Source organism: Paenibacillus plantarum (genome assembly GCF_013141695.1).
Classification (GTDB): domain Bacteria; phylum Bacillota; class Bacilli; order Paenibacillales; family NBRC-103111; genus Paenibacillus_E; species Paenibacillus_E plantarum.
Genome location: NZ_WHNY01000090.1, coordinates 68,202 through 94,667, shown reverse-complemented (window position 1 = coordinate 94,667; position 26,466 = coordinate 68,202). Strand labels below are relative to the sequence as shown.

The window sequence follows — 26,466 nt, the reverse complement described above, 5'->3', positions numbered from 1 at the left end:
TGTTCTACCGATTCAAAGTAAACAAATAATTATATTTGCTTGCATGCTTGAGCTCATCGAGGATAATACCATAGACTGTATCCTTATAGATCCCATATGGGAGTCCGAACCAGATTTTGCGATATTTCTCGACCGCAGATAATTCGCCTTGAAGGGCCTTTTGAATGCCTTCTGAATACGTGCGTACAGGCTGGTACTGCTCATCGCTAACCCCATAGACATCATGACCGGTCATCTCTCGATACATGCTGCGAAACATGGCGTTATGACTGCGTTCATCATCACGTATGGATGTAATGATTGCGGCTTGTTCAGGTGTAGGTGCGAGCTTGATCAGTTGATCATAGAATAATTCATCGTTCCGCTCATCTTGCACCGCGGCTTTGATTAATTCTAAGGCTTGTTGATATCCTACGTTCCACACTGGTTGAAAGGTGTTGCGATAATCATACGGATATGTCCAATACATATAGGTTCCTCCATTGACTAGGCTTTTAGCTCAGCATATGTGTGAAAGCCTAAAGGGGTTCAATAGTTTGGGGATTAGTATAGAAGGGTTGACGAAAAGGAAAAGTTCTATTATAGTATACACATACCCCAACGGGTATATGTATATATCTTAGGTGAGTATCATGAAGTAATTCTAATACATGAGTAATAGTCATTTTTTTTGCTTAAAATAATACCCCATGGGGTATATGAAGGTGAGCTTGGATTTCAATCTCATTCTAGGGAGGAAATAAACAATGGTAAATGGAGTTCAATTGCAAGGAATGAGCGCCGCTGTATTAGCGAAAAAGGTATTAAATAACGAACCGATTTTCATCTTAGACGTACGTAACGAAAGCGACTTTAAGGATTGGAAAATCGAAGGTCATCATGTTCATATTCTAAACAAACCCTATTTTGATTTGATCGATGGGGTGGAAACTGTTGTAGATCAACTTCCAGATGATAAGGAAATTTTGGTCGTATGTGCCAAAGAAGGCTCATCGAAATTTGTTGGGGAACAATTGATCGAACAAGGGAAACAACATGTTTCTTACTTGGTAGGAGGCATGAAATCTTGGAGTGAGCATCTAGAGCCCGTAAAAGTTGGTGATTTGCAAGATGGTGGAGAAATATTTCAATTTATCCGCATAGGTAAAGGCTGCTTGTCCTACATGGTGATCTCGAACGGTGAAGCGGCCATCATTGATGGCGTCCGAATGACAGAAGTTTTTGAGAACTTTGCCCAAGATAGAAACGTAACCATTAAACATACGATTGATACGCATCTTCACGCTGATCACATCTCCGGTGGACGGCAATTAGCTGAAAAAATAGGAGGCACGTATTGGCTGCCGCCAAAAGATGCAGAAGAAGTCGTGTTTAACTACGCGAAGCTTGAGGAACGAAACCGTATTGTGGTTGGCGATACCGAAATTCAGATACAACCTATTTATTCGCCTGGACATACGATCGGAAGCACCTCGTTAATCGTTGACAATCAATTCTTGCTTTCGGGGGACATTTTATTCGTTAAATCAATTGGTCGTCCTGATCTCGCGGGTAAAGCAGAGGATTGGGTAACTGACCTTAGAACAACATTGTATGAGCGTTATAAGCAATTGCCTCATGACTTAATCGTGCTTCCTGCCCATTTTGGCAAGTTTACGGAGCTGGGAGAAGGAGGTCAAGTCTCTGCCCGCCTTGGAGATTTATATATGGAAAATCCAGGATTGAATATTGGAGAGGAAACAGCCTTCCGTCGTACTGTTACTGAGAATTTACCACCGCAGCCGAATGCTTACCAAGAAATACGTCAGACGAATATGGGAAAGATTACGCCAACGGTCGAGGAACAACGAGAGATGGAAATTGGACCTAATCGTTGTGCAGTTCATGATGCTTAAACCACTACACCATAGATAGGAGGGAACGACGATGTATAAGGAGCAAATGCCAGAAGAAGTTTTGGGTCGGATCAATAGGAAGGAAAATGTAGTTATTCTTGATGTGAGGGAACAGGATGAGTGGGAGTCCGGCCACATTCCAGGTGCCAGGCATATTCCGCTAGGGCAAATCGCAAGAGCGCTCAATGAAATGGATCAACAGCAAGAAACAATCGTTGTTTGTCGCAGCGGTAATCGAAGCGGACAGGCATGTGATTTCCTCTCCTCAATGGGTTATAACGTGCTTAATATGCCAGGCGGCATGTCGAAATGGACTGGGCAAATAACTTACGGTAAATAAAATTTGTAGATATTGGAGGTAATGTTCATGTCAACACTGCAAGTGAATCGAGTAATCGAATGTGAAGGTCTTGCGTGTCCGCTGCCAGTCGTTCGCACCAAAAAGGCGATGGATGAAATGAATGCAGGTGAAGTATTGGAGATACGTGCAACAGATAAAGGCTCGGTAGCCGACCTGAAGAGTTGGTCCGGCCGTACAGGACATCAGTACCTAGGTTTAAAAGAAGAAAACGGCGTGTTTCATCACTTTATTCGCAAAGCCGAGTCATCGGATACGAAAATAGAAAAAAAATACCCGCACATCGTTACAAATGAAGAAGTTCAAACCAAGATTTCTTCAGGGGAAGCGGCCCATATTATCGATGTTCGAGAACCCGCTGAATATGCATTTGGGCGCATTCCGGGTGCCATCTCAATCCCTCTAGGTCAATTGGAAGAAAAAATAACGGAGCTTGATCCTAGCCAAGCCTATTATATAGTATGCCGTACTGGAACTCGAAGTGACATGGCTTGCCAAATCCTATCCGACAAGGGGTTTCATCATGTTAAGAATGTAACGCCTGGCATGAGGGAATGGATCTATGATCAAGAACAAGACTAATCATACGTTTTACATTTTAAATAAATAAGGAGAGATGATGATAATGGCAAACTTAGTTGTAGATGCAAAAGGACTTGCTTGTCCGATGCCGATTGTTAAGGCGAAAAAAGGGATTGATTCTCTGGAATCTGGTCAGATTATGGAGCTTCAAACAACCGATAAAGGTTCTATGAAGGACTTTCAAGCTTGGGTAAACCAAACGAAGCATGAACTTCTTGAATCCAAAGAAGACAATGGCATATTTACCTTTACTGTTAAAAAGGGATAAGTAAATTTTTTTTGTCTTATTAAATACCCGTACGGGTATATGGGGATGAAAAGGGGATGATTTAAATGATAGATAATAAAGAAAAATCAACGATTGTACTTTTTAGCGGTGAATTGGACAAGGCTATTGCTGCATTTATTATTGCCAACGGTGCAGCTGCTTATGACCATGAAGTAACGATGTTCTTCACCTTTTGGGGACTTAATGCGCTGCGTAAGGATGAATCCGTTCCCATCAAAAAAGGATGGCTGGAATCCATGTTCGGTAAAATGATGCCGCGTGGTGCGAACAAGTTGGGGTTATCCAAAATGAATTTCGGAGGGCTAGGTCCCAAGATGATTAAGCATGTGATGAAAAAGCATAATGCGCTGACATTGCCGCAGCTCATTGAATTAGCACAAGAGCAAGGCGTTAAGCTAGTGGCTTGTACAATGACAATGGATCTGCTTGGCTTACAAAAAGAAGAACTTCTTGATGGTATTGAGTATGCAGGGGTAGCAGCTTATTTAGGTGACGCGGCAGATGCCAAAGTGAATTTATTTATTTAAATTCGCGGAGATAGGAGGAGAAAGCTATGGATTATGGGTGGATTATTCTATTGTTTGGTATTGGTTTTATTGGATCTCTAATCTCTGGTATGGTTGGAATTGGAGGTTCCATCATCAAGTATCCGATGCTCTTGTATATTCCGCCAGCCATGGGTTTTGCAGCATTTACGGCACATGAAGTATCGGCAATTAGTGCGGTTCAAGTCTTTTTTGCGACACTTTCAGGTATGTTAGCCTTTCGAAAAGGAGGGTATATCAATAAATCCCTTGTATTCATCATGGGGGGAACCATCGTTATTGGCAGCTTTATCGGGGGGTATGGTTCCAAGTTTCTATCAGACTCCTTCATTAACATCACCTATGCAGTTCTGGCTCTGATCGCAGCGATTATGATGTTTCTTCCCAAAAAAGGACAGGAAGACATGGAGTTTAACAAGGTGAAGTTTAATAAACCGGTTGCGGCGATCTTCGCGGCTATTATCGGAGTTGTTTCGGGTATTGTTGGAGCGGCTGGAGCGTTTATTACCGTACCTGTCATGCTGGTCATTCTGAAAATTCCAACACGTGTAGCGATTGCTTCTTCCCTAGCCATTACTTTTATCTCTTCCATAGGCTCAACTGCCGGAAAAGTAGCGGGAGGACATATGCTTCTTGTCCCGTCGATTGTTATGGTTATTGCAAGTACCATCGCAGCTCCAATTGGGGCTAAAATCAGCAAGAAATTGAACGCCAAGCTGCTTCAATGGATTCTGGCTGCACTCATTGTGGCAACAACGGTTAAAATATGGATGGATATTTTGAATAAGTAGGGGATCATGCTGGCAGCGATCATCTCGTTGTCGGCTATTTTTTTGTCAAAATAGATAAAATCGGATAACGATGTATAAATCGTCTCCTATCTTTGACCACCGGATTCGTCCTATATTTATCCATGTAATCCATCCATAAAGGGAAGTGAGTAACGGGAAGCGCATTCGAGATTCGAGATTCGAGAGGCAAAATGAATTCAAGGAGGGAATCTATGTTATGAGGAAAACCGTCATATGGCTGTTGCTTTGCACCATGATGCTTGCCATGTTACCAACGATGTCACCGCGTGTTCAGGCAGCAAGTTTACTTAATGTGGTTAATCCTGGGTTCGAAGAAACAACGGTGAGTCAAACGAAACTGATACCGACGAATTGGACGACATCCTTATGGAGCAGAACGACACCGGTGGATACGAGCGTAACGACAGCCGTGTACAACAGTGGGGCAAAATCAATTTATATTAGTGCAACGGATGCGGGAGCCGCTGGTTGGACTTCCAAAGCGATTCTGGTTGATACGAGTCCCCAAACGATTAAAACCACGGTGAAAGTGAAGAAGTCGGCCGATTATGCTGGCAATAATCCTTGGGTGTTCATCAGCTATGGGAATAGCGGTAGTTTCCTGGGGATAAGTTCATCCAATATGACTGCCGTAAGCAGCACAGAGTGGACAGAAATTACGTTAACCGTCAACAGCAGTCAGTTTCCAGTGGGAACGAATATGCTCTGGTTAAACTTAGCGACATCGAAAGCAGGCAGCGGAAGCAACGCCGGGACACTCTATTATGACGATGTAACGATGGAACTGCTGGATACGGAGGCGCCAACAACTCCAACTAATCTTGCCATTACGGGCCAAACGGCGACGAGTGTTACTCTTGCATGGAACGCCTCAACGGATAACGTTGGCATTCAAGGGTACGAAGTTTACAACGGTACAACGCTGATTGGATCTACGACAGGATTAACGTATTCCGTAAGCGCTCTCAATGCGGGTACTAGTTATACGTTTACTGTAAAAGCGAAGGATACGGCGGGCAATCTGTCTGTGGCCAGTAATGCTGTAAGTCTGACCACGCCAAATGTATGGAGCATCGCCAATCCTGGGTTTGAGATCACGACATCCAGTGGAAGCAAGCTTGTTCCGGTCAATTGGAATTCTGCCTTATGGTCGCGAACGACACCGGTGGATACGGGGGTCACGACGATGGAGGCCAATAGCGGAACCAATGCCCTATATATTAGCGCAGTGGATGCAGGAGCCGCAGGTTGGGTTTCTAAGACGATGACGATTGACAATAACATGCAAATCAAAGCGACGGTGAAGGTCAAGAAGTCGGCTGATTATGTCGGCAATGACGCGTGGGTTTTCTTCAGTTATGCGAAAAATGGTTCCTTTCTCGGCACTGTAGTTGCGCCAAGTGTTGCGCTGAGCAGCAGTGAATGGAGAGAGATTTCGGTCACTGTGAATACGGCTAACCTGCCGGCCGGCACGAATAACTTGCAGTTGAATTTGGCGACCCTCCGCGGGGGCAGTGCTAGCCAGCAAGGAACGCTGTATTATGATGATGCTGCGATCGAATTGATTCCGGATACGGCGGCGCCAAGTACGCCAACGAATCTGCACGCCATAGGTCAGACGGCAGGAAGTGTTGATTTGGCATGGAATGCCTCGACCGATAATATCGGGGTGACCGGATACAATGTTTATAAAGACACGGTGTTGGTGGGGTCTGTGACAGGATTAACCTTTACAGCAAGTGGCCTGATCGCAACGAATAGTTATACGTTTACCGTGAGAGCCGTCGATGCGGCGGGGAATGTATCCCCAGCAAGCCAGGCTTATGTAACTAACGACACACAGGCTCCAACAGCACCAACTAACTTAGCTGCATCAGCCATTAAGATGAAAAGCGTCACACTCACTTGGGATCCGTCAACCGACAATGGGGGCGTAACTGGCTACGAGATTAACGATGGTACGAAGCTAGTAGCAACAGTCACCGGGGTGACGTATACGGTAACGGGTCTTGAAGCCTACAGCGGATATACGTTTACTGTGAAAGCAAGAGATGGATCGGGTAATCTGTCGCTTGCGAGCAATCCTGTTAATGTGCTTACCTCAAGCTATTATGATGTAGCGAATCCTGGTTTTGAAGAAACGAAGACAAGCGGAATGAAACTTGTTCCTCTCAGTTGGAGCTCTTCGTTCTGGAGCGGGGCAAGCGGCGTTGATATGGGCATTACGACAGCGACGATCAATAGTGGCACGAACGCGGTATATATCAACTCGACAAGTACCGGAGCCGCAGGGTTTTCTTCCAAAATCATCCCTATCGATAACAGCATGCAAACCATTAAGACGTCAGTAAAAGCCAAGAAATCAGCGGATTACGCAGGCAATGGCGCTTGGGTATTCATCAGCTACTTCAAGGATGGTACCTTCCTTGGTACTACTGCGGCGAACACGCCAACTTTGAGCAGCACGGTGTGGACGGATATTTCATTTACGATAGATAATAGCCAGTTTCCGGTAGGAACGAATCAAATCCAGTTGAATGTAGCTTCTACGAAAACACCGAACGTTTCGAATTCGGGAACGCTTTATTACGACGACGCCAGCATGCAGTCCGTTGAATATTTCCCGCTGAAGGCAGACGCCTTCGCGAACTGGTGGAAGATCGGCCAAAACGTGGTGTTCAAGGCTACCCAAGATCAGCTGCCGGTTTCTGTTCAGACTTTGACGGGGACGATTTATGATACGGATAGTCAGGTTGTTGGGCAAGTAACGGTAGATCGAGCAACATTACTATCAACGGGTTGGAGCTGGACACCTAGTCACGAAGGTTACTATGAAATCGCTTTTGACTATACGAAACAAGGGGTTACGGGAACGCTTCCGCTCCAACAATCGTACCGGATCTTATCTAGTCCGAAGAGAACAGCGGCAGAATTTGTCCGCAATCGAACTTCCGTGGCTGTCGTAGAAAGTCAATCTATAAGCAAAGCGGATCGTAATCCGCTGTTTGGATTTAGTAATGGTTTTAGTGATTTAAGAGCGATAGAACTCGCAGATTTGGTAGGCTTTGACTTTGCGAGAATTCATACGATCCCATGGGGAGGACAATTCGGCGATACGAGCATGGCAATTGAAACGAGTCGTGGTGTGTTTAATTGGGCAGGACTTGATGAACATGTCAATAAATTGCAAAGCGTTGGCATGGACATCATCGGAAATATTGTATTTACACCGCTATGGGCCTCCTCGCACCCGGAAGATACAACCGTTTATATCGGCGTTCCTGGTTATGCGGCCTATGCCCCAACCGACATGAATGATTTTGCTAATTTCCTGAGGGCGCTTGTGGCCCGGTATGGAGATCGAATTACGACATGGGAAATATGGAATGAACCTCATTTGAAAGGCGGAAGCATTTTCTGGAATGATACACCAGAGAAGTTCGTGGAATTGCTTCGAACCGGGTATGAGACGATTAAAAGTGTACAGCCGAATTCAGAAATTTGGATTGGAGGCATGGGCGGCCATCGATACTTGCCTTTCTATAATGAGCTGCTGCGTCTTGGCGGAGCGAACTATTATGATAAGTTGGCGCTTCATGGGAAGTTACCTGATCCCAAAGAGTACCAAGCCTATGATCAAATGTACAATGTACCTTCGAAGCCGTGGGTATCTTCCGAGAGCCATGCGGGGCTCGTCAATGCTTCGGAAACATCATCTATCCAATCAGAACCCGTGATTGCAAGGAAGATGCTGTACGACTATATGTACCAGATGAAGAATGGGGTCGAACAAATCGCCTATTTTGACATGGTTAATAATACGGAAATCGAAGCCATCCCATTCGCCCATGCCGAAGGCTGGTTTACGGAATCCTCTGGATTGTTTCGTAAGAAACCGCAGCTTGAACCAAGACTCGGTTCTGTGGTCATGCATCGATTTATCGAGACACTGGGGAATGATATTGTCTACAAAGGTGAGTATGCGCTAAGCGGAAATCAGAAAGCTGTCTATTTCGAAAGTGACGGATCACCGATTCTAGTCGTATGGTCCGAGGATGCGAATGTGGGTACAGTTGCTCCAGCACTTGCCAGTGCTTTTACAACTAACACCGTAGTTCGGGATTGGACCGGCGGTACAGAGGCAGCAACGCCTACGCTGCAAGTGAAACCGAACAAAATGTATTACATCAGCAACGTGAATGCCGCTTATCTAGCTGGACTGACTTCCACTCAGGATGTCCTATTGTCCGACTATGAGAAAGCCGTACAAAATACGAATATTCCTATCGCTGCAGGGAGTAAGAGCAACTTGTTTGACCGTACGACAGGAGCTTTGAGCACGGATATCCATTGGATAACCGACAATTGGGAGTTCGTAAGTTTGACCTCTGAGCAGCCTGCAGGGTTTGCGGCTAGAGCTGCCGTGGGGGCGGCGACGGATGGATTCGATCTCGTCATCGAGGTATCGGATGCCAGCTTCGTACCAAACGATTCCAAAGGTAATTATTATATCGGTGATAGTATTCAATTTGGCCTTGATACATCAGGCGTCGGTATGGTCGGGGCACAAGTGGAATTCCAAGCCGCATTGACCGCTAACGGTCCTGTACTCTACAAGGGGACTGCGCCGTATATTGGAGGAGATCTGCCATCCAACTGGACACCTGCTGGCCAATTCGTTCCGAACGGAAGCATGCTCGTCGACAGCTCACAAAGCGGAAAGAAAATATACAAGATTCATCTTGCTTGGTCAGAACTATATCCCTATATGCTAGATACGACGAAACCTATCTTTGTATCGCTGCTTGTTAATAATAACAATGGCAACGGTCGTCTTGGATATTTGGAATGGGCCAGCGGTATTGGTGGAGCGAAAAACGTAAGTCAATACGGTAAAATCTTGTTGCAGGATCCGGCCCCAGTGGCTGATGAGGTAAGCGTTCAGTTTAAAGACAGCAGCGGAAATGCCATCAGTGGTGGCGTCGTATCCTACTATGACGGGGGATGGAAAGATTTCGGCGTTACGAATGCTTCTGGAACTGTAAGCAAGTCTTTGCCGGATAAAGCATATACGTTTGCGATGACCTACGAAGGTACGTATACGGAGAAAGTGCAAAACACAGGAACGGACCCGACGGTCGTCTTCCAGACGGTCAACGTGAATGTGCAGTTGAAGGATAGTCAGGGCAACCCGCTTAATGGCGGTGCCGTAAGTTATTATGCCGGGAATTGGCGGACTTTCGGCAATGCGGTTGGCGGCGAGATTCACAAGGAATTGCTGCCGGGCTCTTATACCTTTTCCATGACTTATGAGGGAGGGATTAAGGAGAAGCTGCATAATATCGGAACGGACCCGACGGTCGTCTTCCAGACGGTCAACGTGAACGTGCAGTTGAAGGATAGTTTAGGTAATCCGCTTGATGGCGGTGCCGTTAGTTATTACGCAGGAAGTTGGCGGGCTCTCGGGAGTACGGTTGGCGGCGAGATTCATAAAGAATTGCTGCCTGGCGTCTATACGTTCGGCATGTCCTATGGTGGTGAGTACAAGGAGATTGTAGGGAACACCTCGTTGAACCCGGCTGTAAGTTTCCAAATGTGATTATGAAAAACTGGACCACGCTGAGGCGTAGGTTCAGTTTTTGTTTGGATGGGTAATTTTACATATAGACGATCGAGTAACCCTTCTAACTTCTATTCCCCAACCTTCTAGCATATACTTCTGAGAGATCGATAGTCCACGAGAAGAAGAGGTGCAGCCCTTTTGATAACATTGCCGTTAATCCATAAAAGAACTCTGAGCACATGGCTCATACTTGGATGCTCTGTCCTGACCCTTGCTGGTTGTAGTGATGAGACTTCCGTTATATCAAGCGCTACCCCGGAAACCGTCCCCGTGACGACTACGGTCAGCCCGACACCTGCGACGCAGCAGCCTGCAACACCAACAGTTGAAGCGCAGCTCCCATTCAAATTCCCGTTAACTGGTTTGCCAGCCGATCACGAGGTGAAGACCCGTCCCTATATGGTTATGGTCGAAAATGCGCCGCAAGCCCGGCCCCAAACCGGTCTCGATCAGGCGGACATCGTCTATGAAATCCTTGCCGAGGGCGAGATTACTAGATTCGTCTCGGTGTTCCAGAGCCAGCCAGCTAGCGTGATTGGTCCTGTGCGCAGCATTCGGCCTTATTTTGTGGAGATCGGCGATGCGTTGGATGCGATTATTGTCCATGCTGGTTGGAGCCAGGATGCGATGGATATGATGGCAGGCCGCAATCTGGCCCATCTCGATGAAGTGTATGGCGATGGCGCCTACTATTGGCGCTCCACAGACCGGAAGCCACCGCACAATCTCTATACCTCTGTGGATAAAATGAAAAAAGGTGCCGAGGCGCGTAAGTTCCGCACCGAGTGGAATGGGCCTTTGCTCACGTTCGCCAAAGCAGGACAGGGCAAACTAACGGGCGCAGCCGTTCATTATATTCAAATTCCCTATCTCATGGGGTATTTCGCTTCGTATGATTATGATGCTGCGGGCGGCGTGTACAAGCGCTCTATGGAAGGGAAGCCGCATCTCGACAAGGAAACAGGCAAGCAGCTGCAGACCAAGAATTTGCTTGTCCTAGAGAGCAAGCATCAGATCATTGACAAAGAGGGGCGCCGAATTGTCGACGTATTCGGGCCGAACAAGGGCATGATCTTCCAAGAGGGCATGTCCCAAGCGATCACGTGGGAACGCAAGAACGGCATGCTCCGCGCCTACGCCAACGATGGCCAGGAAGTGCCGCTGCTGCCGGGCAACACGTGGGTGCAGATCGTGCCGGAGGGGACGAAGTTGAAGGTGGAGTAAGTGAGTGGCGCGCAAAGGAACCATGTGCCGGCGTGTAGAAGAGCATAAGCGAAGGCTGAGGCAGTCAACCTCTGATTACCTCTAGGCGTTTGACGACAAATAAATGGAAATCATGCAGCTAATCTGCGGCTTTTAAGCCGATCGGATCGATTAGATGGAAAATGTACATCTAATATGTTCGGTTCAGCCCCTTTCGCAGAAAATGCCTCGAAATAGCTGGATATTTTCCAGTTATATCGCACAGCATGTGGAAATAGACTAAATTAGCGGGAGGTTTTCCCGCTAATTTGTTTTGCTATGCCTTGCGAGGCGGGGATTCGTACGCGTGAGCTGAAGCAGGAGTGCTCCTCGCCAATCAACTATCTGCGCTTGCGCTTAGCCGTGCCAGATGTGGATCCGCCTTTGCGTCTTTTACCCGTGCCGGATTTCTTACGGCGTTTGCGTTTCGGACGGAAGACTTCCGTTACCTCGTCAGATGCAACCTTGCCTTTGCCGACAGAGCCAAGGAGTGTTTTCACCATCGGTGCCATTTGCTGAAATGTCGACATGAACTTCTGAACCTTGCCCATCGTGCCGATGATACCGTCAATACCACCCATCCGCTCAACGAAGCCGGAGATTTGCTTAATATTTAAGCCGCTTAAGGGGTTCGAAGAACCTCCAGCAGCACCACCACCACCGCCAAGGAGATTGCTCAGGAAGTTACCGCCGCCACCACCACCACCGGTATTGCCGCCGCCACCGCCGAATAAACCACCGCCTGCATTGCCGCCACCGCCGCCACCGAAGAAGCCACCACCAGCATTACCACCTGCTGGAGGGCCGCCGAAGAAGCCACCTCCGCCTTCAAAGCCGCCGCCACCACCGAAGGGATTGCCACCGCCTAAGCCTGGGTATTGACCGAAGCCTTCACCTGGAAGGGTTAAGCTCCTTGTTTCCACTTCAGGACGATTTCCGCCATTACCAATAATTTGTTGTCTTGGGTTGGTCACTAGGATTCACGATCCTTTTTATCAGATTTGTCTCCTACAGGATATGTCACTTGCCTACCTTTGGTATGGACGAATGTCACGGGTCTTGGGGATTTGTTGCTATTTAGTCAATTAACGCATAGAAATTTTAACGTTCTGCAATCCTAAAGGAAGGAATTGCTTAGGACGTGTCGAATGATACACAGGAGCTTAGAGAACCATGAAGCCAACATGCTTTTTGACCGGGAGTTGACAGCAGATGCAATTAAAAAAATTAAATGATAAAGCCATAGACCAGCTTTTCGAAGCTGTACTAACGTTGAAGGATATTGAAGAGTGTTACGTCTTTTTTGATGACTTGTGTACGGTGAATGAGATTCAGTCGCTGTCCCAGCGCCTTGAAGTGGCTCGTATGCTGCGCAAAGGGTGTACGTATAACCAGATCGAAGCGGAAACAGGAGCTTCTACAGCAACCATTTCGCGGGTCAAGAGGTGCCTGAACTACGGGAACGACGGTTATGTACTGACGTTGGATCGTTTAAATCGTTAAATAATGGCTTTGCAGAATCCTGTATTACCTCGTGTAATGCAGGTTTTCTTTTACCACAATGTATATGTTTTGGGTTAGGGGGTGAGCGAAGCTTACCCCTTATTTGTATTTGTAACTTTGTTGGCAATCAGACATCGATTTGCATACGAGAGGAAATTACAGGAAATGATAAGGGGGTATCGACTACTACCTTAAACCCGGAGTGTACCCTTATGTTTGCTAATTGGCTTCGCTCGAAGACGTACATGCCACCACCTGAAACCAATCAGCCTGCAGCCACATCTATGCCGTTATTTGCTACATTACAAGAAAATATCCTTTACACGCAGCAATGCCTTGGATTTAGTGCCGATCTCATTGTACGAGAATTCAATTCCAATGCGATTGTGGAACCCATTGCCGTCCTATATACAGATGGTCTAGTTGATCCGAATGTCATTAATGATTTCATTATGAGATCGTTAATGACCGGATCTACGGTAGATGATGCTGAGCAAGATCCTTATCATTTGCTGCGAACTCATGCGCTTACCATCGGTGAAATCAATCAAGTAAACGATTTGAAGACGATGCTCCACCATATCTTGTCTGGTGATTCCGTTATTCTAATTGGTGGATGTCTGTTAGGAATAGCTGCAAGTACGAAAGGTTGGAAAGACCGCGGGGTTACAGAGACGTCAGTGGAGACCGTCGTCAGAGGACCGCGAGAGGCTTTCACAGAATCGATCCGAACGAATACGGCCTTAATTAGGAGAAAGATCAAAGATCCGAACTTATGGGTCGAATCCTTGTTAGTGGGGAGTGTTACCCAAACTGATGTTGCTATGATGTATGTGAAAGGAATCGCGAAAGAATCATTAATCGATGAAGTACGCAGCCGATTGAACCGCATTCAAATTGATGGCATTTTTGAGAGCAACAATATTGAAGAACTTATACAGGATGAGACATTAACGCCATTTCCAACCGTTTATAACTCGGAACGTCCCGATGTGATCGCGATAGAGTTAATTCAAGGAAAAGTTGCCATTCTTGTAGATGGGACCCCCTTCGTTCTTATTGCTCCGGCCCTTTTTGAGTCTTTTTTGAAAACGTCGGAAGATTATTATCATCGGGTTGACATTAGCACACTTGTTAGAATGCTTAGGTATGCTGGCTTCTTTATTGCCTTGTTAGCTCCCTCATTATATGTAGCGATTACGACGTTTCACCAGGAAATGCTGCCGACGCAACTGCTCATAAGCCTTGCCAACCAAAGAGAAGGGGTTCCATTCCCGGCTTTCATAGAAGCCTTAATCATGGAGCTTACGTTCGAGATTTTGCGCGAGGCCGCACTTCGAATGCCACGCAGTATTGGTTCGGCGCTATCGTTCGTTGGTACACTTGTCATCGGACAAGCTGCGGTTGAGGCGGGGATTGTTTCAGCGGCTATGGTTATTGTGGTTTCGATAACTGCCATTTGCAGTTTTGTGTTTCCTTCCTACGATTTATCCAACGCTATTCGCATTCTGCGTTTCCCTTTTATGGCGCTGGCTGCTTCTTTTGGATTATTGGGAATTCTTACGGGTTTGCTTGGACTCGCTATGCATATGAACAGTTTGCAATCGTTTGGTGTACCGTATTTAAGTCCTTTTGCCCCACTAGAGCTAGACAAGCAGAATGATACCCTGTTTCGGTTCCCTTTTCACATGTTATTTTCAAGATCTCGTGTCGTACATGCAAGCAATGTGGTCAATAAAAAGAAAAAAAACGTCAGGAGTTGACATTTGCGTGTGCGATTAACGTTTTCCTTATTGATGTGTGTCCTACTTCTAAGTGGTTGTTGGAGCCGCAACGAGCTTAATGATATTGCCATTGCTGAGGGAGTCGGTATTGATATCTCAGGTGATCAATTTGAATTCTCGGTACAGATAGTAAACCCTGACAGTATGTCCAAAACAAAAGGCGAGCAAGCTCTACCTATCATCGTATATGCGGCCAAAGGGGTTACGTTGAATGAAGCGGTTAAAAGGTTGGCTTCATCCATATCGAGAAAAGTCTATTTCTCACACATTCGCATCCTTGTCCTATCGGAGGAATTGGCTCAAAGAGGCGTTTCAAAGTCAATGGACTACCTACAAAGAAGCAATGAATTCAGATCGGATTTCAATGTAGTTATCGCCAAAGGCAGCACGGCCAAAGAAGTGTTGAGTGTCATGACCCCTTTGGAAAAAGTACCTTCCAATTACATTTTCAACTCGATCGAGGTATCTAGTAAAGAGTGGTCTCCAACCGTTTCCGTTAAATTGGATCAACTGTCTGACGATATCGTAGCTGAAGGCAAAAACGCTGTTCTTTCAGGCATACAAATTGTAGGTAACACCGTTTCCGGAACAGGCACCAATAAAAGTAATGTTAACTATGTTACCCCACCGGTTAGGTTGCGTTACTTTGGAAATGGCGTATTCAAAAATGATCGTCTTGTTGGCTGGCTGAATGAAAATGAATCACGGGCCTATTCGGTCATAACCGATCATTCCAAACGGTCTTCCATGCATGTTGGTTGTCCTGAAGGTGGTAATATTGGCCTTGATATCGAACGCGGTAATACGAAGGTATATGCCAAAGTTAAAAATGACAAGCCGGAAATATTCATTGAATCGAGGTTTGTGGGACAAGTCTCTGACGTGGAGTGCGTGATTGATTTAACGAAACTTGACACGATTAACTATGTAATTAAACAGGCTCTTAACTTTGAAAATGGTGCAATGGAGCAATCCATCCGAAAGGCTCAAAGCCTCGGCTCAGATATATTTGGATTCGGAGAAGCGGTGCATCGTGCGGACCCGAATTATTGGAGTAGAGTTAAGGGCAAGTGGGAAAGTCAGTTCAAACAGCTGGAGCCCCATTTGAACATTGAATTTCAAATTAGAAATACCGGTACGATAGGAAAATCCGTAGTTGGCGAAGAGAAGGGGTAATTTGGTGCTAGTAGGACTATGTGTGCTTGTCATCTCCGTTGTAGTCGCCTATGTAGAAATCCCTCCATTATGGCGTCAAGGCTCTAGAAAGGAGGTATGGATTTATGGCTCACTAATGCTGCTTGGCAATGCCATGGTAACTTTAAAAGGACTGAATAAACCGCTGCCTAATCCAGGAGAGTGGGCTGCTTTCGTGTTGATGCCTTTAACCAAATTACTCATGCACATTGGTTATATGAAACCGTGAGCTTATCTTGCTTCTTGTTGTTAGGGTAACTAGGTGGAAAATAAAGAAGGGATGTGTATGGGATGGAAAAGGACCAGCTTACCCCGCGACAATTCATGACACTCGTGACCCTCTTTTCCGTTGGGACCGGACTATTGGTCGTCCCTGCCATAGTTGCTTCAGAAGCTAAACAGGATGCCTGGATCTCAGGGGTACTTAATATCGTCATGGGATTTCTGTTAGTTTGGCTTTACAAACAAATAGCCAAGCAACATCCGGGATGCTCGCTCTTTCAAATTAATGAAAGGGTTTTTGGTACATGGATTGGCAAGGTTGTCACTCTCCTAATCGTATTTTCCGTCCTTCTATTTTGCTCGCAAGTCCTATATTATTTTGGCAGTTTTATCATCACGCAAATGATGCCGACAACACCAATAGAAGCTATTCATATTCTATTAATTATTTATATCATGATGGGGGCTAAGCTAGGTATTGTCGTGCTTGCACGAACGTCTGAAATTTTTTTTCCATGGGTAGTACTTCTATTTCTAGTATTTATGGTATTAATCATCCCTCAAATGCAGTTGAATAAAATTTTGCCAATTGGCGAAGCAACGTTCTTGCCGTTATTTCGTAGTGGTTTCAACATTTGTACCTATTCCGCCCTACAAACTTTTACGGTATTCAGCATGTTAGTTCATAAAGTTTCCCCCATACAGAAAGCATATAAAGCTTACTATATTGGAACGACGATCGCAGGAGTTATGCTGCTGCTGTTAATCGTTACGAGTATTCTGGTGCTGGGTCCGGACAATACAGCCAAACAAATATTCCCCAGTTACGAATTAGCGCAACGAATTGAAATCGGCAAATTTCTTCAGCGGATCGAAGTCATTATCGCTTTCCTTTGGTTAATTTCTATTTTTTTCAAGATGTCTATGTTTTTCTATGTGACCATTCAAGGTATTTCCTTTATTTTCAAAATGCCTAACTACAAAATTCTGATTTTTCCTGTTGGCATCATCATCACTGTCTTGTCGTTCATTGTGTATCCGAATATGAACTATCAGCAACAATGGGATGAACATACGTGGCCTCCTTATGCCATTCTTATCGGACTTGTGTATCCTCTTCTAATTTTACTTTTAGGATTTCTTCATAAGGCTAGAATGAACTATAATGCCAAATAAATACACCACAAGGAACTTAAAAAGGACCGTCAGGAGGAACTTTCCTACGGTTTTTCTTTATTTGTGTAAGGGTGAATTGACATCGCAGAACACATTCTGTAGCATAGGAAGATAGGCTTAGTTCGTACGGGTGGGGGAAGTTGGAATGAGGTTGTATGGTGTGCTGGTCATTAGTCATGGATCCCGTGATGAGGGTTGGGTTCAGCTGGTGGAAGATGCCGTGAATGCGGTTCAAATGCCTGATGCTATGCCCATATATGCGTCATATTTGGAGCTCGTCGAGGGTAAATTGATACAAGATGGGATTTATAGTCTAGAGGCGCAAGGCGTGACCGACATCATCGTTGTCCCACTATTCGTGTCCTCTGGGAGTACACATATAGATGAGATCAGCTACGCATTAGGGGTTATTGCCGAGCCAGTGCTCGAAACCGACATGGAGCTCTTAGATATACGCGCGCGAATTCACTTCACGTCGCCGATTGATGATCATCCCGATATTGCAGCTATTCTTTATGGCAAAATCGCAGAGCTTTCCGAGTCGCCCCAGGAAGAGATCCTGCTATTGGTGGGGCATGGGAGTAAAGAAGATGGCTTCCACCAGAAGTGGCGCCAAGGACTTACGCAGCTCGCGGAGCGGGTTAGAACGCTAGGCGGCTTCGCCGAGGCGGATATTGCTATGCTTTTGCCGGATCAACTAGCTTCGAGGCTGGCATGGTGGGCGCGTGAGAAGCCAGCGTATAAGGTGATTGTTGCACCGCTTTTTCTAAGTGAAGGGTATTTTACACATGGAGTGATTCCTTCCCGATTGGAAGGGTTCGCATATAAGTATCATGGACGGGCCTTGTTGCCTAGTCCGCAAATTTCCAAATGGATTGAGGGGCAGATTGCCTCCGTATTCCCATACGATGAACAGGGGATGACATAGAGTGGTCAAACGAGCACGATTGATCTATAATCCGACTTCAGGCCGGGAAGAAATGAAGAAACGATTGCCCGAAATCCTCCAGCGCTTAGAGCGCGGCGGGTTCGAGACCTCCGCTCACGCGACCATCGGTGAAGGAGATGCCACACTCGCAGCGGCCGAGGCCGTGAGTCGCGGGTTCGATTTAATCATCGCAGCAGGCGGTGATGGGACGATTTGCGAAGTCGTCAACGGTATGGCCGAGAGAGAAGGCAGACCGCCGCTGGGCATTTTGCCGCTCGGGACGACGAATGATTTTGCGCGTGCGCTCGGTATCCCCAAGAACTTGGAGTATGCCTGCGACCTCATCATTCAGCAGTATTCAACCTCGATCGATGTAGGCAAAATCAACAACCGCTACTTCATCAATATCGCTGGGGGCGGCTCGATGACCGAGCTGACGTATGAAGTCCCGAGCAAGCTCAAAACCATGATCGGCCAGTTGGCCTATTATATGAAGGGACTCGAGAAACTGCCTAGGCTGAAGCCAATCGAGCTCTATATCAAAGCCGGCGATCGCGAGATGCATGAAGAAGTCATGCTCTTCCTCGTGGGCAACACCAACTCCGTTGGGGGCTTCGAGAAGTTAGCACCGGAAGCCAACATTAATGATGGTATGTTCGACGTTATTATTTTGAAAAAATGCAATCTGGCAGAATTCATCCGTATCGTCTCATTGGCGCTGCGCGGCGAGCATTTGAGTGACCCGAATCTGATCTATTTTCAGACGAATCATATTGAGATTAACTCACCGGATTATGTTCAGTTGAACCTTGATGGTGAGTTTGGCGGGACCTTGCCTTGCGTGATGACCAATTTGCAGAGCCATTTGCGGGTGATTGTGGATGAGTCGGGCCAGTCGATTTATAAAAAGAAGTTTCTTGATGCTTTGACCACGCCTTTTCATTTGAAGGGGCATGGAAATGGGCATGATGAGCATGAGTAGGGGACAAGGCGAGTGCTAAGTGCAAGTGCAAAGTGCAAAGTACCCAACCCTCCCACTTGGAAGGTTAAAAGATGAAGTGAGGTTATTATGAAAACAAAAGGTACATCTGGCTCTGCGCCAGGTAAACATAGAGGTAGTGGCAGGTCCGAAGGAAACAGAGGGAATAGTAACAGCAAAGGGAAGAAAGAAGTGCCAGCTTGGATGGCAGGCTTGCCTGTGCAAATCGGACAGCAATACGAGGCTGAGATCATTGGGATCAGCCATGATGGCGAAGGGGTGGGCCGTGTGAACGGCTTTACCCTTTTTGTTGCGGGGGCGCTGCCAGGTGAGCGAGCACTTGTACGCGTGGAACATTTAAAGAAACAGTATGGGTATGCTGGTTTGGTGGAGCTGCTTGCAGTGAGTCCGGATCGCGTGTCTCCCGACTGTGTGATTTATGATGAGTGCGGCGGCTGTCAGCTGCAGCATTTGAGTTATGAGGCTCAGCTGCGCGTGAAGCGGCAGCAGGTTGTGGATAATTTGGTGCGGATTGGGAAGTTGGCGGTGGCGGGTGAGCCGACGAATGGCCGAACTGGTGAAAATGGAGACGAAGAGCAAGGTCAAGGGATTGTTGTTCATCCTACGCTTGGGATGACCGACCCGTGGAGATATCGGAACAAGGCTCAGGTTCCTTTTGGGGAAGAGCGGGGCGGCCTCATCGGCGGATTCTATGCGCAGGGTAGCCATCGCATCATCGATATGGAGGCTTGTCTGATCCAGCATGAGGCGAACGATGAAGTCGTTGCGCGGGTGAAAGAGATCGGCTCGCGCTTAGGGATTCGCGCTTATAGTGAAGAGACGGGATCTGGGCTGCTACGCCATGTCGTCGTCAAAGTCGGCTTCCGCACGGGCGAGGTTATGGTTGTGCTTGTGACTAATGGTGTTGTGATTCCTCGTGTCGAGGAATGGGTGGCTGGCATTCGCGAGGCTCTGCCTGCGGTGAAGAGCATTTGTCATAACATTAATGTGAGACAGACCAATGTTATCTTTGGGGATGAGACGCGCGTCCTGTGGGGCAGCGAGGTCATCTATGACTATATCGGCGAAGTGAAATTTGCCATTTCCGCGCGATCCTTCTTTCAAGTGAACCCCGTCCAGACGGAAGTCTTGTACGGGAAGGCACTGGAGTACGCCGCTTTGACAGGCGGCGAAACGGTCGTCGATGCCTATTGCGGCATCGGCACCATCTCCCTGTTCCTGGCGCAGCGCGCGGGACAGGTGTACGGCGTCGAGATCGTCGAAGAGGCGATCTCGGATGCACGTAAGAATGCCGAGTTAAACGGCATGACGAACGTGCACTTCGAGGCAGGACCCGCCGAGGTCGTCCTGCCGGAGTGGACACGTCAGGGCGTTCGGCCTGACGTGATCGTGGTCGACCCGCCGCGCAAGGGCTGCGACCCGGCGCTGCTGGCGACCATCCTCGAGCTGCGGCCGCGGCGCGTGGTGTATGTGTCGTGCTCCGCATCGACACTGGCGCGCGACCTGCGCGTGCTGGTTGATGGCGGGTACGGCGTCGCGGAGGTGACGCCAGTGGATATGTTTCCGTGGACGGTGCATGTTGAATCGGTAGTACTGCTTGAAAGTAAGGTGTAATTAGCAAATAAGCTTTTGCTATAACATATAAAACTTGCTTTTATTGTATGGGTGAGTGCATGAGTAACCAACAGAAATCACCCACTTATTTTTCAAACTAAAAGCCCACAAAATCAAAAAACAACCGAGATAGATCTATTACATAGTTATTGAATAAGAATCTCCTGAAATTTTCTCAGGAGATTCTTATTGTTTTTGGAGGGGTTATAATTTAATGTGGAATATATATTACAGGAACTATTAACATTTTCTAAGTTTTGATATGGACACATGCTCTTAGACACCGTTAATAACAGGTACTGGAGCATTTATGGATCACTTATGGACCCCATTACTAATTAGTTTCTGCATCGTAATTACACAGTTTCATGAATGATTAGGTCAAGTTAAGAAAACAATATTCTTTTTAGAGGTGATACTTCCATGAAAATTTTTAAATGCATAGATCCTGAAGATTTAATTAAAGATTATTTTAGTAGAGGGAGTAAATGTCCACAAACTTATGATGAATATTTGAATTCTGATTTATTCATACTGGGGCATTGCACATCTTCTACATTATTAGATTCAATCTTAATGTATGGTTTACTCCCAGACGAAAAGAAAGAAAGAGAGTATGATGATGGAGTTGCTTCAGATAAAGAAAGCGTATATTTAAGTACAATAATAGACAGATATTATTTTAAAAGGGCTGTTAATAAATTTGCTGGGGAAGGGATATTAATAGTAGTTAAAGTTTGTAAGGCAAACTTATATCCAGATGAGGCAGTAATGCTCCTAAATAACGCCACAAAAGATCTTGATTTAGAGCTATACAAATCGATATCTTCTGGTCAATGTAAACATAAAGGTCCAATTCCTATCAGTCATTTTGAAGGAATATATAATTCAGTTGGAGATTTAATATGGAAAAAGAATCATTAACAATGTTATATACTGCTATATTGATTAAGTAAATCTTTGGAATAGTTAATATTTAAAGTTTCCTTTAGAAAGAAGTTATAAAGTTTATTTTTTCGCTTACTGTAATCAACATGTTTAATACCAAATGGTTGTTGATTCGTAACTTATGTAAAAGGTGATTATGTTACGATCGAATATTACGTGCTCGACCAACAAAGAAATTTATAAAAAACTAATAAAAGATACTAATAGAAATTGTCGCTGAGGGCTATAGAATAATTACAGGAGTTTAACATGAAAATATCTATTTTTAATATCAAGAAAATATTAGAGAGTTTGAAGCGAAAAAGAATTCATATTTTTATAATTTTAGGAGCACTAATATTATTTTGTTTTCTTCACATCTTTACATTCGGGAAGACGGAAATAGCACCAGACTTAAACAATATTTATTATTATTACAGTACTTCTGCACAAGTGATTGGTGCTTTTGTTGCGTTTATATTAGCCGGATATGTATTTATACATCAATTTTTGGATGCACGACAAGATAAGGATGACTCTTTAGTAGATATCCATAAAAGATTAAAATTAAATTATTACATAGGCTTAAGAGATCTTTCCATTAGTACTTTTATTTCGATAGTATTGGATTTATCAGTACTAGTAGCTAATGATTTTGACGACACGTATCCAATTCATTTCAAACTTCTTAATTTGTTCAGTAGTTCATATAAATTTGAACTTATGGCATTTACTGCTGTAGCAAATATAGTTACCATTTTTGCTGCTATATTACTAGTGATTTATATAATAAATCCAAAAACTTACGAAAAAGCTTTAGAGTCTTTAATAGAAGAGACTCAGGAAAAATACCATGAAAAAAAAGTAAGCAGATCAGACTTCTTTGATGCTTTTGTAGATCTTGAATCTGACATGAGAGAGTATGTGCTTTCTAATAAAAATGTTGTGATTAAAAGTAGATATAACAATAGGGAGAACTTTAGTTTCAAGGAAATGGTGGATGGGCTATTTTATTCTGGTTTTATTAATGGTGGATTGTATGAAGAATTGTTAGAAATTAATAAAATCAGAAATTTAATATTTCATGGTAAGCTTAAAGAAGTTGATATTGGGATGGTCAATTTCGTAAAGGAATTCCATGTACAATTTAATAATATTAAAGAAAAGGTTAAACCTGAATACTGAATATTACTTATTTCATGATAGTTAAGCTTCTGGTTCAGTACATGAACCCTATTTATTTCTAAATGGTATGTGAATTTCACTATTTAACCTGAGCCTATTAGTATATTCAATTAGGTGCATATATTCTATAGAATATATGGTGAAAAGTTAGGGATGAAATGCCGATAGAGCTCGTGTGAAATTTGTGAGAAATCCGCCTAGACTAACAAAAAGAGCATAAATGAACGTTTCGCGGATTTTCCCGGATACGGTATATGTTGTTTGATGTGTAGCATAAATGGAAAGGAGAAGCGAGCCTTGATAGGTTTCGCTTTTTTTAATTTTTTAAAAGAAATTATCCAGTATAATTAACAAAAGACGAACTAACAATTTTAGGAGGAACAACGTGAGAGAGCATCAGGGAGTTTTCGAAGAGATATTACATAAAAACAAAGAATATCCCTCTAATCAAATTACATATAACCTGTTACCACAGAATCATAATAATGCCTTAATTCAACAAGTGATGAAAGATATCAGTAAATCTTTCAGATATCTAGCAGATCAAAACGAATACGCCAAAATACTAGAATTAACGAATCAATTGAGAGCAATCATTCCAGATTTAGCATCGTATGACTTGGATATGCCGCTTAAAGCAATTCATTACAGGAATGATGATAGTTCGCTGCCGATATATCCTGAATTATTCCTATCTCATCCACTTCTACTAACAAATTCAGCTACGGACCCTATCCATTTATTTAAAGCCCTTAAATATGAATTGTTAACCGCGGATAATGCGTTTTTTATGGTTAGTTTTGTGCGGTGGTCAGGCTTGCAACTGCTAATCAGGGTATTAGATGATCTTAGAAGAGAAGATCCATCGAAGAAAGTTAAGATATTAACATCGACTTATCTCAAGATTACAGAGCCTAAAGCACTTCGCCGCTTGTTAGAGTTGCCGAATGTGGAGACAAGAGTATTTGATTCTGGTCGAGTATCTTTTCATACTAAGGCATATATGTTCGAGCGCAAATCTAGTTTAAATACGGTGATAATTGGATCTTCTAATTTGACCTACTCTGCGCTACAGACAGGCCATGAGTGGAATGTGAAGTTACCAGGAGATGCGTACTATTCGATTTATGAGAATGCCAGAAAAACGTTCCAAATGTATTGGGATGATCAGAGGGCGATCCAGCTTAGTATAGATTTGATTTCAGCTTACGAAAAAGAATACAACAATAAAAAGATTATGTTAGTCAATCCATACCTAGCCGCGCAGCATGTTGATTTGGTTAATGTTATGAATGACGACAGTAGCTCTACAAAGAAGGAGATTTTACCAAACAAAATGCAAGAGGTAGCTCTTCAGGCGCTAGAACAGACTAGGTTAAATGGTCACAATAAGGGCGTTGTCATAGCTGCGACTGGAACTGGTAAAACATATCTTTCTGCTTTTGACGTGAAGAATTTCGGGGCGGATAGGGTATTATTTCTTGCGCATAGAGATGAAATATTAGAGAGTTCTAGAAAAACATTTGCAAAGATATTTGATGATGCCAATAATATATGCGGCAAACTTACTGGGATTGAGAAGGATTGGGACAAACCGTATTTATTTAGCACTGTTCAAACTCTTTCTAGAGATGGTGTGTTAGAGAAATTTGAGCCTGACTATTTTGATTATATTATCGTTGATGAATTTCATCATGCTGAAGCATCTACCTATAGAAGGGTAATTGATTATTTTAAACCTAAATTTTTATTAGGGCTTACGGCAACCCCAGATCGCATGGACGGCAGGGATGTTCTAGCAATTTGTGATAATAATGTCGTATATGAGATACGCTTAAGAGATGCGCTTAAGGAAGGGCTTTTAACACCCTTTAGGTATTTTGGTTTGAGTGACCCTACGATTGATTATGCACAGATTGAAGTTCTAAGTAACGGTCAATTTGTTGAAAAAGAGCTAGTGCGTGCTCTGAATACGCATGAACGTGTTGATTATGTAATTAATATGATTAATAAGTTCGGGCATGATGGTAATGTTATGACGGCTTTGGGTTTCTGCGCTTCAATTGAACATGCCCGTTATATGACGGATGAATTTACAAGTCGAGGTTACAAGGCAGCTTGTCTAATAGGTGATGATCTTCCGAAAGTAAGGCAAGATATCATTAGTAGGCTGGAAAATGATAGTGATCCCCTTCAAATCATATTTACAGTAAATATTTTTAATGAAGGTGTGGATATTCCTAAAGTGAATTTAATTTTGTTTTTGCGACCTACGGAATCGGCAACTATCTTTATACAACAACTTGGTCGAGGATTGCGGAAAATCGCAGGGAAAGAATATGTAACTATACTTGATTTTATTGGAAATTATCAAAAATCATTTATTGTGCCGCTAGCCTTATCTGATCAACATAACCATAAAGCGTTTGACCGGGATTCTTTGCGAATCGCTATAGAAACGGAGTTCGCCGATTTACCAGATGGCTGCTTCGTAGATCTAGAAGAGGTTTCAAGGAAAGAAATTCTCAAGAAAATTGAGAATATTCGTATGGATCGAGATCTGTTGCTTATGGAGCTTTATAATCAATTTAAGAGAGAGTTAGGTTATTCACCCGAACTAAATGACTTTTTATACTATGACGGGGCTCCTAGCTTACACTTTTTTATTGCCAAGTATGGTTCGTGGGTCGAAACAAAGAAGAAAATGAAGGATGTTAATGCTTTCGATATCGATTTATTGGAAGATAAGGCAATGCTGGAGGTAGTTCAGAGGCTAGAAGATATGTTGCCACTTAAATGGCCCTATGAGTTTGCAGTTATTTCTATAGCTTTTGAAAAGGGGAGTATTATAAGAGGCGACGTATTAGATGATTTAGCCTATAGATTCGGAATACGTGTTTCAGAGGAAATACAAGGTAACAAGATTGATAAAGCCATGGAAAAGCTAGCAACCAAGTTGGCTAAACATATGTGGTCATTTGGAAGTTACGATAACGGTAGTTTCGCTGGCTCAACTATATTACAGCAGATTAAAGCAAATAAGGAATTATTTAATTATATTAAAGATCGCTTAGAATATGGCCTGGCTGAATTTAGAAGGTTCTATAGACCTGATGTGTTTTTTGAAAGTCAGAAGAATGTTGTGAGGTATCAAAACTACACAAGAAATGATCTCATATACTTGTTTGAGTCACCTGCGAAAGAAGGTACTTGGCGAGAAGGGGTAAGTCGAGTAGGGAATCATTACTTACTCTTTATTAATTTGAATAAAGGGGAGAAGGTCGCTGATCACTTACAGTACCATGACTATTTTGTAGACCAGCAACACTTCCATTGGCAAAGTCAAAATGCGACTTCTCATGAGTCTCAACGCGGACAAGAGTTTATTCATCACACCAGTAAGGAGATTCATATACACTTATTCGTTAGAAAATTTGAAAAGATGCATAATGAAGTCTTACCCTTTACTTACTTAGGGGAAATTGATTATGTGAATAGCCATGGTGATAAACCGATGAATATCAATTGGAAATTACATGATCCTGTTCCGGAAGCCATGTATATAGATTTTATTCGTTAATCGTTGA

The 26,466-nt window shown here is 44.1% G+C and carries 21 protein-coding genes; 19 read left to right on the top strand and 2 right to left on the bottom strand.

Features of this window, described 5'->3' with window-relative positions; translation table 11 throughout:
* Window positions 1–4: 4 nt before the first annotated feature.
* Window positions 5–469, bottom strand: a complete 465-nt coding sequence (locus GC096_RS35610; protein WP_171637529.1) for a ferritin family protein — start codon at window positions 467–469, stop codon at window positions 5–7.
* Between the two features lie 277 nt (window positions 470–746).
* Between GC096_RS35610 and GC096_RS35605 the strand changes: the two genes are divergently transcribed.
* From GC096_RS35605 to GC096_RS35565, 8 genes are all read left to right on the top strand, one after another.
* Window positions 747–1,895, top strand: a complete 1,149-nt coding sequence (locus tag GC096_RS35605; protein WP_171637527.1) for an MBL fold metallo-hydrolase — start codon at window positions 747–749, stop codon at window positions 1,893–1,895.
* A gap of 31 nt (window positions 1,896–1,926) precedes the next feature.
* Window positions 1,927–2,235, top strand: coding sequence for a rhodanese-like domain-containing protein (locus tag GC096_RS35600; RefSeq protein WP_171637524.1), 309 nt, complete (start codon window positions 1,927–1,929; stop codon window positions 2,233–2,235).
* 27 nt (window positions 2,236–2,262) lie between these two features.
* Window positions 2,263–2,835, top strand: a complete 573-nt coding sequence (locus tag GC096_RS35595) for a sulfurtransferase TusA family protein (RefSeq protein ID WP_171637522.1) — start codon at window positions 2,263–2,265, stop codon at window positions 2,833–2,835.
* A gap of 43 nt (window positions 2,836–2,878) precedes the next feature.
* Complete coding sequence (locus tag GC096_RS35590) at window positions 2,879–3,103, top strand: sulfurtransferase TusA family protein (protein WP_171637520.1); 225 nt, start codon at window positions 2,879–2,881, stop codon at window positions 3,101–3,103.
* Between the two features lie 65 nt (window positions 3,104–3,168).
* Window positions 3,169–3,651 carry a DsrE/DsrF/DrsH-like family protein gene (locus GC096_RS35585; protein WP_171637518.1) on the top strand — a complete coding sequence of 161 codons (483 nt, stop codon included), beginning with the start codon at window positions 3,169–3,171 and terminating at the stop codon, window positions 3,649–3,651.
* A gap of 26 nt (window positions 3,652–3,677) precedes the next feature.
* The gene (locus GC096_RS35580) at window positions 3,678–4,460 is read left to right on the top strand and encodes a sulfite exporter TauE/SafE family protein (protein WP_171637517.1); all 783 of its coding nucleotides are present in this window, start codon (window positions 3,678–3,680) and stop codon (window positions 4,458–4,460) included.
* Between the two features lie 217 nt (window positions 4,461–4,677).
* Complete coding sequence (locus GC096_RS35570; RefSeq protein ID WP_246303217.1) at window positions 4,678–10,080, top strand: fibronectin type III domain-containing protein; 5,403 nt, start codon at window positions 4,678–4,680, stop codon at window positions 10,078–10,080.
* Between the two features lie 294 nt (window positions 10,081–10,374).
* Complete coding sequence (locus GC096_RS35565) at window positions 10,375–11,328, top strand: DUF3048 domain-containing protein (RefSeq protein ID WP_171637516.1); 954 nt, start codon at window positions 10,375–10,377, stop codon at window positions 11,326–11,328.
* A 359-nt stretch (window positions 11,329–11,687) separates the two neighbouring features.
* Here GC096_RS35565 and GC096_RS38520 read toward each other — a convergent pair whose 3' ends face one another.
* The gene (locus GC096_RS38520) at window positions 11,688–12,320 is read right to left on the bottom strand and encodes an aminotransferase (protein ID WP_216626363.1); all 633 of its coding nucleotides are present in this window, start codon (window positions 12,318–12,320) and stop codon (window positions 11,688–11,690) included.
* 238 nt (window positions 12,321–12,558) lie between these two features.
* On the opposite strand from GC096_RS38520, the gene GC096_RS35550 reads away from it, so the two are divergent.
* The 11 genes from GC096_RS35550 (at window position 12,559) to GC096_RS35500 (ending at window position 26,459) form a co-directional block, all read left to right on the top strand.
* Window positions 12,559–12,849: a YerC/YecD family TrpR-related protein gene (locus GC096_RS35550; protein WP_056612830.1), complete on the top strand. Its 291-nt coding sequence runs from the start codon at window positions 12,559–12,561 to the stop codon at window positions 12,847–12,849.
* Window positions 12,850–13,061: 212 nt separating this feature from the next.
* Window positions 13,062–14,612 (top strand): spore germination protein, encoded by a 1,551-nt coding sequence (locus GC096_RS35545; RefSeq protein WP_171637512.1) that lies wholly within the window; start codon window positions 13,062–13,064, stop codon window positions 14,610–14,612.
* 9 nt (window positions 14,613–14,621) lie between these two features.
* A complete protein-coding gene (locus GC096_RS35540; protein ID WP_312886417.1) occupies window positions 14,622–15,809 on the top strand; it encodes a Ger(x)C family spore germination protein in 1,188 nt (395 codons plus the stop codon).
* Window positions 15,790–16,056: a hypothetical protein gene (locus tag GC096_RS35535; protein ID WP_171637509.1), complete on the top strand. Its 267-nt coding sequence runs from the start codon at window positions 15,790–15,792 to the stop codon at window positions 16,054–16,056. Before GC096_RS35540 ends, GC096_RS35535 begins: the two co-directional genes overlap by 20 nt.
* Before the next feature lie 62 nt (window positions 16,057–16,118).
* Window positions 16,119–17,225, top strand: a complete 1,107-nt coding sequence (locus GC096_RS35530) for a GerAB/ArcD/ProY family transporter (protein ID WP_171637506.1) — start codon at window positions 16,119–16,121, stop codon at window positions 17,223–17,225.
* Between the two features lie 145 nt (window positions 17,226–17,370).
* Window positions 17,371–18,153, top strand: coding sequence for a sirohydrochlorin chelatase (locus GC096_RS35525; RefSeq protein WP_171637504.1), 783 nt, complete (start codon window positions 17,371–17,373; stop codon window positions 18,151–18,153).
* A gap of 52 nt (window positions 18,154–18,205) precedes the next feature.
* The gene (locus GC096_RS35520) at window positions 18,206–19,135 is read left to right on the top strand and encodes a diacylglycerol kinase (protein ID WP_246303223.1); all 930 of its coding nucleotides are present in this window, start codon (window positions 18,206–18,208) and stop codon (window positions 19,133–19,135) included.
* A gap of 201 nt (window positions 19,136–19,336) precedes the next feature.
* Window positions 19,337–20,767: a 23S rRNA (uracil(1939)-C(5))-methyltransferase RlmD gene (rlmD, locus tag GC096_RS35515; protein WP_246303215.1), complete on the top strand. Its 1,431-nt coding sequence runs from the start codon at window positions 19,337–19,339 to the stop codon at window positions 20,765–20,767.
* 423 nt (window positions 20,768–21,190) lie between these two features.
* The gene (locus GC096_RS35510; protein WP_171637498.1) at window positions 21,191–21,691 is read left to right on the top strand and encodes a hypothetical protein; all 501 of its coding nucleotides are present in this window, start codon (window positions 21,191–21,193) and stop codon (window positions 21,689–21,691) included.
* A gap of 273 nt (window positions 21,692–21,964) precedes the next feature.
* Window positions 21,965–22,879 (top strand): hypothetical protein, encoded by a 915-nt coding sequence (locus GC096_RS35505; protein ID WP_171637496.1) that lies wholly within the window; start codon window positions 21,965–21,967, stop codon window positions 22,877–22,879.
* A 385-nt stretch (window positions 22,880–23,264) separates the two neighbouring features.
* Window positions 23,265–26,459: a DUF3427 domain-containing protein gene (locus tag GC096_RS35500; RefSeq protein WP_171637494.1), complete on the top strand. Its 3,195-nt coding sequence runs from the start codon at window positions 23,265–23,267 to the stop codon at window positions 26,457–26,459.
* The last annotated feature ends 7 nt before the right edge of the window (window positions 26,460–26,466 follow it).

Coding starts and splice junctions, on each gene's coding strand:
- GC096_RS35600 (WP_171637524.1), top strand. CDS start 1,927: ATGTATAAGGAGCAAATGCCAGAAGAAGTTTTGGGTCGGATCAATAGG.
- GC096_RS35525 (WP_171637504.1), top strand. CDS start 17,371: ATGAGGTTGTATGGTGTGCTGGTCATTAGTCATGGATCCCGTGATGAG.
- GC096_RS35520 (WP_246303223.1), top strand. CDS start 18,206: ATGAAGAAACGATTGCCCGAAATCCTCCAGCGCTTAGAGCGCGGCGGG.
- GC096_RS35505 (WP_171637496.1), top strand. CDS start 21,965: ATGAAAATATCTATTTTTAATATCAAGAAAATATTAGAGAGTTTGAAG.
- GC096_RS35610 (WP_171637529.1), bottom strand. CDS start 469: ATGTATTGGACATATCCGTATGATTATCGCAACACCTTTCAACCAGTG.
- GC096_RS35550 (WP_056612830.1), top strand. CDS start 12,559: ATGCAATTAAAAAAATTAAATGATAAAGCCATAGACCAGCTTTTCGAA.
- GC096_RS35590 (WP_171637520.1), top strand. CDS start 2,879: ATGGCAAACTTAGTTGTAGATGCAAAAGGACTTGCTTGTCCGATGCCG.
- GC096_RS35570 (WP_246303217.1), top strand. CDS start 4,678: ATGAGGAAAACCGTCATATGGCTGTTGCTTTGCACCATGATGCTTGCC.
- rlmD (WP_246303215.1), top strand. CDS start 19,337: ATGGCAGGCTTGCCTGTGCAAATCGGACAGCAATACGAGGCTGAGATC.
- GC096_RS35595 (WP_171637522.1), top strand. CDS start 2,263: ATGTCAACACTGCAAGTGAATCGAGTAATCGAATGTGAAGGTCTTGCG.
- GC096_RS35605 (WP_171637527.1), top strand. CDS start 747: ATGGTAAATGGAGTTCAATTGCAAGGAATGAGCGCCGCTGTATTAGCG.
- GC096_RS35510 (WP_171637498.1), top strand. CDS start 21,191: ATGAAAATTTTTAAATGCATAGATCCTGAAGATTTAATTAAAGATTAT.
- GC096_RS35580 (WP_171637517.1), top strand. CDS start 3,678: ATGGATTATGGGTGGATTATTCTATTGTTTGGTATTGGTTTTATTGGA.
- GC096_RS35530 (WP_171637506.1), top strand. CDS start 16,119: ATGGAAAAGGACCAGCTTACCCCGCGACAATTCATGACACTCGTGACC.
- GC096_RS35585 (WP_171637518.1), top strand. CDS start 3,169: ATGATAGATAATAAAGAAAAATCAACGATTGTACTTTTTAGCGGTGAA.
- GC096_RS35545 (WP_171637512.1), top strand. CDS start 13,062: ATGTTTGCTAATTGGCTTCGCTCGAAGACGTACATGCCACCACCTGAA.